Below are 12,455 nucleotides of genomic sequence, written 5' to 3' on the forward strand. Positions count from 1 at the left end.
AATCCGCCCGTTTCACAGAGACATTTTTGGCCCTGCAGCCAGAGCACCGCTGCCTTGCGAGCGGGTTGCGTTGCGTTCAGTCCTCATACTGCTTAAAACGCCTTTCGCTGGCGGCGAGCAGCCGCGCATGGTCAGGCCAAGCCAGAACGCACAAGGCGAATTGATTGCCGCGAATTGATGCGGCGATTGGATCGATGCATGCATTAAGCATCTCCGCGAGGCTCTATCCCCACGACATTGGTCTGACAAGATGGCGCTAGATCAGACTTCCGCCATGCGCTAGTGTTTTATACGACCGGTTAAAAACACCGGCCGTTTGAGGGAGAAAAACGTGAGATCCAAGGTTATTGGCGCAGTATCATTGGCGGTCGCTGCGGTTGGGCTGTTTGCGGCCACTGCACCCGCCTTTGCGCAGCAGAAGACGATTACGGTCTGGTGGGGCAAGGGCTTCTATCGCTCCGAAGACGACGCGTTGATCGACACGATCAAGAAATTCGAAGCCAAGACCGGCATCAAGGTCGAATTGTCGCAGTACGCGATCCAGGACATGATTCCGAAGACGGTCGCCGCGCTCGATGCCGGCACCGTGCCCGATGTCGCCTATTCCGACTCTTATGACGTGCAAGCGCAGGGCAAGTGGGCTTACGAGGGCAAGCTCGAGGACCTCACGGATGTCATGGAGCCGATCAAGGGCCGGTTCGTGCAGAACACGCTGGATGCGTCGATCCTCTACAACGACGTGACCAAGAAGAAGGCTTATTACGGCTTCCCGCTGAAGCAGCAGAGCATGCACGTCCAGATCTGGAACGACATGCTGGAGAAGGCCGGCTTCAAGCAGAGCGACATTCCGACCGACTGGACGGGCTACTGGACGTTCTGGTGCGACAAGGTGCAGCCGGCGATCCGCAAGGCGACCGGCCAGCGCATCTATGCCGTCGGCCAGCCGATGGGCGTGGAATCCACCGACGCCTTCCAGTCGTTCTACACCTTCATGGACGCCTACCACGTCAAGCTGGTTGACGACGACGGCAAGCTGCTGGTCGATGATCCCAAGGTCCGCGAGAACCTGATCAAGGCGATGAAGGACTACACCGACACCTACATCAAGGGTTGTACGCCGCCCTCCTCGACGACCTGGAAGGATCCTGACAACAACGTCGCCTTCCACAACAAGACCATCGTGATGACCCACAACTTCACGATCTCGATCGCAGCGAAGTGGTTCGAGGACTCGCAGAACCAGGCCCTCACCCAGGAACAGCGCGACGCCGGCAAGAAGGCCTATGAACAGGACATCATCACGGCGTCCTTCCCCAAGGCGCCGGATGGTTCGACCATCCGCTACCGCTCCGACGTCAAGACCGGGCTGGTCTTCACCGCGGCCAAGAACAAGGCCGAGGCGAAGCAGTTCATCAGCTTCCTGCTCCAGGAAGAGAACGTCCGTCCCTATATCGAGGGCGCACTGGGCCGCTGGTTCCCGGTGACGAAGGAAAGCCAGGAAAGCCCGTTCTGGCAGGCTGACAAGCACCGCAAGGCGGTCTACACGCAGTTCAAGGGCGGCACCGCCGCGTTCGACTTCACCAAGAACTGGAAGTTCACGATCCTCAACAACGAGAACGTGTGGGCGAAGGCGATGAACCGGGTGGTGAGCGAGAAGGTTCCGGTCGACAAGGCCGTCGACGAACTGATCGCCCGCATCAAGCAGGTCGCGGGTTAAGTCATCCGCCCCTCTCCCCGCGTTGCGGGGAAAGGTATAAGAACAACACCGGCCGCGTTTCGCGGCCGGCTTCTCTTTGAAGAGACCGAAAAGAATGGCGATCACGCTCTCTGGCGATCAGGCAATCCCCGGCCCGCCCCTGTCGTCGCGGCTGACCCCGGCGCAGGTCTGGGGCATCGTACTGCTCGCGCCCTATCTGCTCGTTTTCCTCGCCTTCGTCGTCTATCCCGTCGGCTACGGGCTGTGGCTGGCGCGCGCGCCGGCGAACTATGTCGCGCTGTACAACGACCCGATCTTCGCGCGCGCCGCGGTCAACACGCTGATCTTCCTGGTCATCGGCATCAACATCAAGATGCTGATCGCGCTGTTCCTATCCGGCTTCTTCGCCCAGCAGCGCACCTGGATCAAATGGCTCTCGGTGATCTTCATCCTGCCCTGGGCGGTACCGTCGATCCCGACCATCCTGTCGGTGCGCTTCATGCTCAATCCCGAATGGGGCATGATCAACCACTTCATCTTCACCTTCACCGGCGATGACGGCCCGAACTGGCTGAACGATCCGACCGTGGCGCTGACCATGGCGATCGCCGTGCACATCTGGAAGTCGCTGCCGTTCTGGACGCTGATCCTGATCACCGGCCGCCTTGCGATCTCCCACGATCTGTTCGAGGCCGCCGAGGTCGACGGTGCGAGCTGGTGGCAGAAATTCCGCTACATCACCTGGCCGTCGATGCAGACTCTCTACGTCACCTGCACGCTGCTCTCGATGATCTGGACGCTCGGCGACTTCAACAGCGTCTATCTGCTCACCGGCGGTGGCCCGGCCGACCTCACGCACGTGCTGTCGACGCTCGGCATCCGCTATCTCCGGCTCGACCAGCTCTCGCTGGCCATGGCGTCGATCGTCTGCGCGATGCCGTTCGTCCTGCCGCTCGTGTACTTCATGATGAAACGGTTGTCGCGATGAAGCTCCCCTCCTTGCGCGAAGTCGCGATCGAAGCGCGGCTGCTGCTGATCGGTATCCCCGTCTTCCTGTGGACGATGATCCCGATCTATCACATGTTCCTGTTCGCGATCTCCCCGAAGGAGGACGCGTTCTCGGGCAAGCTGTGGCCGGATCATCCGACGCTGCATAACTTCGAGATCGTGTTCAAGCAGCAGCATTATTTCCTGCGCGACTTCTACGTCCAGTTCTGGAATTCGACGCTGATCGCGGCATCCGTCGGCGTGCTGACCCTGTTCATCGCGACTGCGGCGGCGTTCTCGATCTCGCGGCTGAAGGTGCCGGGCGGACGCATGGTGTTGAACCTCGCGCTCTTCACCTATTTCATCCCCGCGGCGTTCCTCGCCGTGCCGATGTATCGCACCATGGGCAATTACGGCCTGCTCAACAATCACTGGTCGCTGATCCTGGCCATGGTGACGATCGCCAGCCCCTACGCGATCTGGGTGCTCAAGCAGGCCTCCGACAAGCTGCCGGTCGAGCTGGACGAAGCCGCCGTCATGGATGGCGCCACGACGCTGCAGATCTTCCGCCTGGTCTATCTGCCGTTGATGATGCCGTCGCTGGTCGCGATCGGCACCTATGCGGTGCTGCTGGCCTGGAACGAATATCTCTACGCGTTCCTACTGCTCTCGAACGACCGCGAGATCACCCTCCCCGTCGCGCTCGGCAACTTCCTCGCCGCCGACGACTCGCCATGGGAGCTGCTGATGACGACCGGCTTCATCTACGCGCTGCCGCCGGCCGCGGTCTACTACGCCTTCCGCCGTTACATGGTGGGCGGGCTCACGGCGGGTGCGGTGAAGTCGTAACAGCCCTTCGTGTCATTGCGAGGAGCGTAGCGACGCAGCAATCCAGAGTGTTTCCGCGGGGGCATTTCTGGATTGCTTCGCTTCGTTCGCGTGACGATCGGCTCACAGCGGCGCGGCGCTCTCGCCCTGTGAGCTCGACAGCTTCGAGGCGAGCGAGGCGACGACGATCACCACCGCGATCAGGGCGATCACCAGCGTGCAGATCGCGTTGATCTCCGGCTTCACCCCCAGCCGTACCTCGGAGTAGATCCGGATCGGCAAGGTCGCGGAGCCGGGGCCCGTGGTGAAGCTCGCGATCACGAGATCGTCCAGCGACAGCGTGAATGCCAGCATCCAGCCGGCGACGATTGCCGGCGCAATCAGCGGCAGCGTGACGGCCACGAAGGCGCGGACAGGATCGCAGCCGAGGTCCATCGCCGCCTCCTCCAGCGAACGATCGAGCGAGCCGAGGCGGGACTGCACGACGACGGCGACGAAGCACATCGTCAGCGTGGTGTGGGCGATCGTCACCGTCCAGAAGCCGCGCTCGGCGTTGAGCGCGACGAACAGCAGCAGCAGCGACAATCCGGTGATCACCTCCGGCATCACCAGCGGCGCATAGAGCATGCCGGAGAACATCGTCCGGCCGCGAAACCGCTCGCCGCGCGACAACGCGACCGCGGCGAGCGTGCCGAGCAGCGTGGCAATGGTCGCGGACGAGACCGCAACCCGCAGGCTCATCCAGGCCGCCTCGATCATGGCGCGGTCGTTGAAGAACTCGTGATACCAGCGCAGCGACCAGCCACCCCACACCGTCACCAGGCGCGAGGCATTGAAGGAATAGATGACGAGGATGAGGATCGGCAGGTAAAGGAACGCCAGCCCCAGCGCGAGCGAGGCGATGTTGAAGCGGGAGAGACGGGAGAGCTTGCGCATCGTCTCAGCGCCCCTGTTCCAGCTGCCGCTTCTGAAGCCGCTCGTACAGCAGCAGCGGCACCAGCAGCACAACCAGCAGCACGATGGCCGCCGCGGACGCGACCGGCCAGTCCTTGTTGGTGAAGAATTCGAGCCAGAGGGTCTGGCCGATCATCAGCGCGTTGGAGCCCGCGAGAAGGTCCGGAATGACGAACTCGCCGACGATGGGAATGAAGCACAAGAGCACGCCGGCGCCGACGCCGGGCAGTGACAGCGGGAAGGTGACGAGCCAGAACACCTGCCAAGGCGGCGCGCCGAGATCGCCGGCCGCCTCCTCCAGCGCCGGCTCCATCTTGGCGAGCGTGGCGTAGAGCGGCAGGATCATGAACGGCAGATAGGAATAGACGATGCCGATATACATCGCGCTGTCGGTGGAGAGCCACACGACGGGCTGGCTGACCAGATGCAGTGCCAGCAGGATCTGGTTGAGCAAGCCGTCGTGCTGAAGGATGTTGATCCAGGCATAGATGCGGATCAGGAAAGAGGTCCAGAACGGCACGATCACCAGCACCATCGCCACCGCCTGCCAGCGCTTGGGCAGCCGCGCCATGCCATAAGCGATGGGATAGCCGATCAGGAGCAGGAGCACGGTCGCTGTGACGGCGACGGTGAGACTGCGCACATAGGCGAATACATAGATTTCATCGGAGATCAGCAGCCTGAAATTATCGATCGACAACGCAGCAAGCGCCGTCTTCAGTGCTTCCCATCCCGCCGTCAGGTCGAACACGGGCTCGTAAGGCGGCTGCGCAATCGCCGTCTGCGACAGGCTGATCTTCAGCACGAAGGCGAACGGCACCAGGAAGAACAGCACCATCCAGACGTAAGGCGCGATGGCAGCAAAGCGCGCCGGCCGCGCGAAGATGCGGCGTCCGCTCACGACGGCAACACCACGCAGTCGTCGGGCGTGAACCAGGCGACGACGTTCTGGTTCACGCTGTAGGCGTCGACGTCGAGACGCGCGCTGTTGACGACTGAAGCTTGCACCATTCCGCCCTCGTCGAGCTTCACCTTATAGGTGGTGGTGCCGCCGAGATAGCAGATGTCGGCGATCACACCGTCCAGACTGTTGATCGCCGTTTCACGACCGGCCTCAAACACCGGGCCGCGGCGCGAGAGCTTGACCTTCTCGGGCCGGATCGCGACCGACAATTTCGCCTCGCTCACCCGCTCGCGCGGCTCGGCCGCAACCAAGGTCCCGGCCTCGCGCGTGGCGATGACCAGGCGATGACCGTCGCGCAATTTGAACTCGCCCTCGAACAAATTGACGTCGCCGACGAACTCCGCGATCCAGCGCGAGCGCGGCGCCTCATAGAGCTCGCGCGGGCTCGCGACCTGCGCCAGCTTGCCGGCATTCATCACGCCGATCCGGCTCGCCATCGTCATCGCCTCCTCCTGGTCGTGGGTGACGATGATGAAGGTCATGCCGAGCCGGCGCTGCAGCTCCATCAGCTCGGCTTGCGTGCTCTCGCGCAGCTTCTTGTCGAGAGCTGCGAGCGGCTCGTCGAGCAGCAGGAGCTGCGGACGGCGGGCCAGCGCACGGGCCAGCGCCACGCGTTGGCGCTGGCCGCCGGAGAGCTGGTCGGGCTTGCGCTTCTCCAGTCCCTCGAGCTTCACCAGTGCGACCATCTCCGCCACGCGCGAGGCGATGTCGGCGCGCGCCATGCCGGCACGCTTCAGGCCGAAAGCGATGTTGTCGCGCACCGACAGGTGCGGAAACAGCGCGTAGCTCTGGAACATCATGTTGATCGGACGCTCGTGCGGCAAGGCCTGCGCGATATCCTGACCCCCGAGCAGGATGCGCCCCTCGTCCGGCGCCTCGAAGCCGGCGAGCATGCGCAAAAGCGTGGTCTTTCCGCAGCCGCTCGGACCAAGCAGCGCGAAAAACTCGCCGGCCTTGATGTCGAGCGATACGCCGTCCACGGCACGGAACGTCCCGAACGTCTTGGCGACGCCCTCGATGCGCAGCAACGGCTGCCCGGCCGCCGGATGCTGAGCTCCGCCGGCCGCATTGGCCGCGGCGTCTGTTCTGGGCAACTCGTCCGTCATGTTCCCTGCCAGCCCCGATTCCGCCGCACGCTAGCGGCCGATCGTCCCTAGCTCAACCGGTTCGGGACGGATCGTTCACATCCGACATGAACGCGGCCAGCGCGTCGCGATCCGCCGCGGGCATGGTCAGGCCGAACTTGGAACGGCGCCACAGGATGTCGTCGGGGAAGCGCGCCCATTCATTGTTCATCAGGTAACGTACTTCGGCGCCGGTCAGTTCGGGACCGAAGGCGGGGCCGAGCTCTTCACGGGTCTTCGCCTCGCCGAGCACCGTGGGCAGGCGCGAGCCATAGGCCGCGACCAGGCGCTGGGCCTGCGGCTCCGAAAGAAAGCGCCAGCGGTCACGTGCGAGATCGACCTCGGTGTCAAAACGATCCCAGGCAAAATCTCCACCCGGTAGCGCCACGCCAGCGGTCCAGCGCGGCGACATCGGATAGAACGGCGTCAGCTTCGTTATCGCTCGCTCCGCGCGCAGGCGCAACGTCGTGACGTCGCCGCCGAACATGGTGATCAGCGGCGCCTCGCGCCGGCGCGCGTGGAACAGGGTCGTGCCATCGCGCTGCCGCACCGACGCCAGCGTCAGGTTGACGCCGGAGACCGTCCGGACCACGTCGATCGGGGTCACGTGCTCGCGGAAATAGCGGCTGGCTGCCTCGCAGAGGTAGCTGATGTCGGCTCCCGGCATCGCCACGATCGCGGGATCGCCGGTGAACTCATGCGTCACCGTGCCGATCAGGGTGAAGTCGCGCTCGAAGGGCTGGGCAAAGATCAGTCGTCCATCGTTGTTCTGGAAAACGTAGACGTTATCGGAATAGAACAGCCGCGGCACGATGATCTGGCTCATCTGCGTGGCGGCCATGGCGGGCTGCGGCTGCCGCAGCACCGTCTCCGCCACCATCGGCGTCCAGGCGCCGGTGGCGTTGCCCAGGGCCCGTGCCGTGATCGTGCGGCGGTGGCCACGATCGACCACCGCAAGCCGCCAGGTGTCGGTTCGGTCGGCGCGGACACAGCGCGCCCCGGTCCGGATCACCGCACCACGTTCGGCGGCATCGAGCGCCGTGAGCACCACCAGGCGGGAATCATCGACGACACAGTCCGAATATTCGAACGCCGTGCCGAACGGACGCTTCAGCGCGTTGCCGACCGGATGATGCGTGATGTCGAGGGTCGTCGCGACAGGCAGCCCATTCCGGCTGGAGAGGCTGTCATAAAGCAACAGGCCGGCACGCAGCAGCCATGGCGGGCGTTCCTCGGAATGGGCGGGGATGACGAAGTGCATCGGCCGGACCAGATGAGGCGCGATCCTGAGCCAGGTCCGGCGCTCCGCCAGCGCCCGCCGCACCCGCCAGAAGCCGCGCCGCTCCAGAACCGACAGATCGCCATGAATGAGCCGCGGCGTCGCCGACGACGCGCCGGCGCCGAGATCGCCCTGCTCGAACAGGATGACCCTCAGGCCACGGCCAGCCGCATCGCGCGCGAGGCTGACACCGTTCAGGCCGCCGCCGATGATCGCAAGGTCGTAATCTGCCATGAGGCCGTCGAGAAGGAGCGAAGCGCCCCATCATCATTAGCCGGTCTTGAGCGCAAGCTCCATGACCTCAGCACGGCCGACGAGGCCTGCATATTTCCCGATCGGCAAGGGCTTGCCGAGCAGATAGCCCTGCACGCCATCGCAGCCCTCTTTGGCAAGGAAGGCGAGCTGGTCGAGTGTCTCGACGCCCTCGGCGATAATCGACATTTCGAGGCCGTGGCCGAGATCGATCACGGCGCGCACGATCGCTGCCGATTGCGGGTTGCGGCCGAGATTGATGATGAAGGCGCGGTCGATCTTGATCTTGTCGAACGGAAACGCCTGGAGATAGCTCAGCGAGGAATAGCCGCTGCCGAAATCGTCCATGGAGATCCGCACGCCGAGCGCCTTCAGCCGGCGCAAGAGCGCAAGGCCGCGGTCGAAATCCTCTATCAGCACGCCTTCGGTGATCTCGAGCTCGAGCCGGCCTGGCGCGAGGCCCGTCTCGATCAGAATCGAATGGACCAGACCGACCACGTCGCCGTGCATGAACTGCGCCGGCGACAGATTGACCGCGACCTGGAGCGGTTTTGGCCAGGACGCCGCCTCGCGGCAGGCCTCGCGCAGGATCCACTCGCCCATCTCGACAATCAGGCCGCTCTCTTCCGCGATCGGGATGAAATCGGCAGGCGAGACCTGGCCACGCACCGGATGCTGCCAGCGCGCCAATGCTTCGAAGCCGATGATCTCGCTCTCGGCGACGCTGTGGCCGGCGGCGCCTTGCGGCTGGAAGGCGAGCGAGAGCTCGCCATTCTTGATCGCCATCGAGAGGTCCTGGTGCAGCACGCGGCGGTCGCGGATCTGCTGGTCCATCTCGGGCTGGTAGAGGCTGATCGTGCCGCGCGACTTCTGCTTGGCGCGGAACAGCGCCGCGCCGGCATTGGCAAGCAGCGAGGCGCCATCAGCGCCATTGTGCGGGAAGATCGACATGCCGGTGGTGATGCCGGCGCGGACCGGACGGCCGTCGATCTGGAATTCCTTCGCGACGGCCTCGGCGATTTGCTGCGCCAGCGCCAGACCGGCCTCTGGCTGCTTGCCATCGAGGATGAGGCCGAACTCGTCGCCGGACAGGCGCGCCACCACGCCGCCGCGCGCCGAATCCTGAAGCCGCTGGGCCACCTCGATCAGGAGCTTGTCACCGAGCGCATGGCCGAAGACATCGTTGACCTCCTTGAGGCCGTCGAGGTCGACGCAGAGGACGGCGAATTCCTCGCCGGTGCCTTCGCAAGCCTCGATCATCTGGGTCAGCGCCTGGAGGAAGGCGGCGCGGTTCGGCAGATCGGTGAGGCCGTCGTGATAGGCCATGTGCGCCATGCGCGATTCGGTCTGCCGGCGATCGGTGACGTCCTCGTGGGTCTTGATCAGATATTGCGGCTCGCCGGCATCGCTCAGCACAGTGGCGCGGCGGGTCAGGAACAGCCGCAGGCCGTCCTTGGTGGAGATCGGATGCTCCTCGGTGATCATCCCGCGCTTCTTGATCGCGGCCTCGTCGCGCGCGATGATCAGCTTGGCTTCCTTGGGATTGAAGATATCGGCGGCGGTCAAGCCCGTGGCTTCCTCGCGCCTGCGGTTGAGAATCGTCTCGGCGCTGCGGTTGGCGAGCAGATAGCGGCCGTCCTTGACCTGCTCGACGATCAGCGCCACCGGGATGTTGTCGACCACGAGCTCGAGGAACTTCTTGGTGCTCTCCAGCTCCTGCGACAGTGAGCGGCGGTCGGTGATGTCCTCGAAGACCAGCAGCAAGAATCCGGGCCGATTGCTTTCATTGCGGACCGCGATCCGGATCGAGGCGACCATGCGCCGCTCCCCGCCACGCTCGACCTCGAATTCGTTGCGGAACTGGCCGTCCGACGAAATGAGCGCGGCCTGGTCGGCCGCCTCGATGCTGGCCGCCGAGGCGGGCGCAAACAGCTCGCGTGCATTCTTGCCGACGACGTGATCCCGCGAGAAGCCCCAGAAGCGCTCATAGGCGGTGTTCGCGAAGATGTAGCGGCCGTCCTCGATGTTCTTCGCGGCAACACAGGCCGGCACGTTGTCCAGCACCGTTTCCAGGAACTGCTTGGTGGAGGCGAGCTGCTGCGACAGCCTGCGCTGCTCGCTGACGTCGAGATGCGTCGCCACCGAGCCGCCGTTCGGCAGCACGTGAAATTTCACCAGGATGGCCCGTCCATCCGGCAATTCGGTGATCAAACCGTTGCTGCTTGCCGCCTTCTCGTAGAACTCGTCGTCGGAGGCGCCGCCGAGCACCCCGCGCTTGCGTCGCAGCGCGAGGAGTTCGTAGCCATTCATGTTGGCCCGGACATCCGACCGCGTCAGGCCATAGATATCGAGATAGCGGTCGTTGCAGAAGATGACGCGCCGCTGCGCGTCCGTCATCACCACGCCCTGGTTGAGATTGTTCATGGCGGAGGAGACGAAGGCATTGCGCCGCAGCTGCAAGCGCCTGGTCCGGCGCAGCGAGGAATGGATCCACAGCGCGATCGCGGCGAGGAACGAGCAGACGACGATGCCCGCGATCAGGACTTCCCAGATCACGCTGGGATCGAGCTTGGCGAGATCACCTGGAGCGGTGAAGCTGTCCGACAGCGCAAAGGCGCGCGCGGGCGCGACCGCGCCGGCCAGGCACAGGACGGCCTGCACAGCGATCGGAAGCGTGCTGCCCACGTGCCAGTTCTTCTCAGCCATCAGCCACCCGCGATTTCAACGTCGGATTGTCTGGCTTCACGGGTTTGGATCGGGTAAACGCCTGTACGTGCAACGGAAAAATTTGACGCGAAATACGGCAATTGCCCTGACATGATAAATGCTTCCTTAACGGAGAACGGCCGCGCGCCCTCGATTCCAGAGCCGCTGCCACCGGCGCTTCCAGCGGACGTCCTGCACGACCATGGATAAAGTCGATTGCGTCGTCATCGGAGCCGGCGTGGTCGGGCTCGCGGTGGCTCGGCGGCTCGCGCAGGCCGGGCGCGAGGTCATCGTGCTCGAGGAAGCCGAGGCCATCGGCACCATCACCTCCTCACGCAACAGCGAGGTGATCCATGCCGGCATCTACTACCGCGCCGGCAGCTGGATGGCGCGCATGTGCGTCGGCGGCAAGCACGCGCTCTACCGCTACTGCGCCGAGCGCGGCATCCCGCACAAAAATTGCGGCAAGCTGATCGTCGCGACCAGCGCGAAAGAGACGGAGAAGCTGCAATCGATCAAGGCACATGCCGAGGCCAACGGCGTGATCGACATGCAGCTGCTTTCGGGCGAGGCCGCACGCGCGCTGGAGCCGGCGCTCGCCTGTGACGCCGCGCTGCTGTCGCCGTCGACCGGCATCATCGACAGCCACGCCTACATGCTCTCGCTGCGCGGCGAAGCCGAGGAGGCTGGCGCCGCCTTCGCGTTCCACACGCCACTGGTCCGTGCCAAGGCAACCGCCGGCGGCATCGAGATCGAGGCTGGCGGCGAGGCGCCGATGACGCTGCAATGCGATCTGCTCGTCAATGCTGCGGGGCTCTCGGCAACGACGGTGGCGCGCAACATCGACGGCATGCCGCTGGACCGGATTCCGCCGGCCTATCTTGCCAAGGGAAATTACTTCAGCTGCAATGCAAGGGCGCCGTTCTCGCACCTGATCTACCCGGTGCCCGAGCCCGGCGGGTTAGGGGTGCACCTGACGCTGGACATGGCAGGGCAGGCCCGCTTCGGCCCTGACGTCGAGTGGATCGAGACGATCAATTACGAGGTCGATCCGTCACGCGCGGAGCGCTTCTATCCCGCGATCCGCAAATACTGGCCGACGCTGCCCGACGGGGCGTTGATGCCGAGCTATTCAGGCATTCGCCCGAAGATCGTGCCGCCGGCGGTGGCCACGCAGGATTTTCTGATGCAGGGCCCGCGCGATCACGGCGTCGCAGGCTTGATCAACCTGTTCGGCATCGAATCGCCGGGACTGACGTCGTCGCTTGCGATCGCGGATCACGTCGCCCAACTCGCAGACATCTAGGCGCCGCGCAAAACTTGCACGACGCACATCGCAGCAGGGGTGAGCGCAAAGGCACTCATCCCCGCTTGAAAGGGTACGATCAACTCTACGCTGTTACGGGGGTCACTAGTGGAGCGTGTCGCCTTGCTTCAGACGCTCGATCTGGTCCTTGACCATCAACTTCCGGCGCTTCAACTCAACAATTTGCAGGTCGTCTGTTGAAAGGTGCACGAGAGCTTCGTGCAATTCGTTTTCGAGAAGTTTGTGCTTCCGTTCCAATTCAACAAGATGTGCCTGAATTGTCATTCGAAACCTCCTCGGTAGGGTTGAACCTCAGGATTCGATCCGGACGAGAGACTGTACATCACCGATTCGTTCTG

At 64.0% G+C, this 12,455-nt stretch carries 10 protein-coding genes; 4 read left to right on the plus strand and 6 right to left on the minus strand.

The features are described from left to right. Positions 1-331 precede the first annotated feature (331 nt). The 3 genes from LRP30_RS38110 to LRP30_RS38120 all read left to right on the plus strand — a co-directional run bounded on the left by LRP30_RS38110 (position 332) and on the right by LRP30_RS38120 (position 3,532). Positions 332-1,717 (plus strand): ABC transporter substrate-binding protein, encoded by a 1,386-nt coding sequence (locus tag LRP30_RS38110; RefSeq protein ID WP_091888259.1) that lies wholly within the window; start codon positions 332-334, stop codon positions 1,715-1,717. A gap of 94 nt (positions 1,718-1,811) precedes the next feature. Further along, positions 1,812-2,684 carry a sugar ABC transporter permease gene (locus LRP30_RS38115; RefSeq protein WP_128940150.1) on the plus strand — a complete coding sequence of 291 codons (873 nt, stop codon included), beginning with the start codon at positions 1,812-1,814 and terminating at the stop codon, positions 2,682-2,684. Further along, on the plus strand, positions 2,681-3,532 hold the full coding sequence (locus LRP30_RS38120) for a carbohydrate ABC transporter permease (RefSeq protein WP_091888255.1): 852 nt from the start codon (positions 2,681-2,683) through the stop codon (positions 3,530-3,532). Before LRP30_RS38115 ends, LRP30_RS38120 begins: the two co-directional genes overlap by 4 nt. A gap of 102 nt (positions 3,533-3,634) precedes the next feature. On the opposite strand, the gene LRP30_RS38125 is transcribed toward LRP30_RS38120, so the two are convergent. Genes LRP30_RS38125 through LRP30_RS38145 form a run of 5 tightly spaced genes read right to left on the minus strand, consistent with a single transcriptional unit; the run spans position 3,635 to position 10,790 of the window. Then, positions 3,635-4,447: an ABC transporter permease subunit gene (locus tag LRP30_RS38125; RefSeq protein ID WP_249758139.1), complete on the minus strand. Its 813-nt coding sequence runs from the start codon at positions 4,445-4,447 to the stop codon at positions 3,635-3,637. A 4-nt stretch (positions 4,448-4,451) separates the two neighbouring features. Beyond that, on the minus strand, positions 4,452-5,366 hold the full coding sequence (locus LRP30_RS38130) for an ABC transporter permease (protein WP_249758140.1): 915 nt from the start codon (positions 5,364-5,366) through the stop codon (positions 4,452-4,454). Beyond that, positions 5,363-6,535 (minus strand): ABC transporter ATP-binding protein, encoded by a 1,173-nt coding sequence (locus tag LRP30_RS38135; protein ID WP_249758141.1) that lies wholly within the window; start codon positions 6,533-6,535, stop codon positions 5,363-5,365. The genes LRP30_RS38130 and LRP30_RS38135 overlap by 4 nt, the downstream gene beginning before the upstream one ends. A gap of 52 nt (positions 6,536-6,587) precedes the next feature. Continuing rightward, positions 6,588-8,066 (minus strand): glycerol-3-phosphate dehydrogenase, encoded by a 1,479-nt coding sequence (locus LRP30_RS38140; RefSeq protein WP_249758142.1) that lies wholly within the window; start codon positions 8,064-8,066, stop codon positions 6,588-6,590. A gap of 36 nt (positions 8,067-8,102) precedes the next feature. Further along, positions 8,103-10,790: an EAL domain-containing protein gene (locus LRP30_RS38145; RefSeq protein WP_249758143.1), complete on the minus strand. Its 2,688-nt coding sequence runs from the start codon at positions 10,788-10,790 to the stop codon at positions 8,103-8,105. A gap of 202 nt (positions 10,791-10,992) precedes the next feature. On the opposite strand from LRP30_RS38145, the gene LRP30_RS38150 reads away from it, so the two are divergent. Beyond that, positions 10,993-12,096, plus strand: coding sequence for an NAD(P)/FAD-dependent oxidoreductase (locus LRP30_RS38150; RefSeq protein ID WP_249758144.1), 1,104 nt, complete (start codon positions 10,993-10,995; stop codon positions 12,094-12,096). A gap of 105 nt (positions 12,097-12,201) precedes the next feature. Here LRP30_RS38150 and LRP30_RS38155 read toward each other — a convergent pair whose 3' ends face one another. Further along, positions 12,202-12,381 carry a DUF465 domain-containing protein gene (locus LRP30_RS38155; protein WP_025034152.1) on the minus strand — a complete coding sequence of 60 codons (180 nt, stop codon included), beginning with the start codon at positions 12,379-12,381 and terminating at the stop codon, positions 12,202-12,204. Positions 12,382-12,455 lie beyond the last annotated feature (74 nt).

Origin of the sequence: Bradyrhizobium sp. C-145, from assembly GCF_023375135.1 — a bacterium.
GTDB classification, from domain to species: Bacteria; Pseudomonadota; Alphaproteobacteria; order Rhizobiales; family Xanthobacteraceae; genus Bradyrhizobium; species Bradyrhizobium zhanjiangense.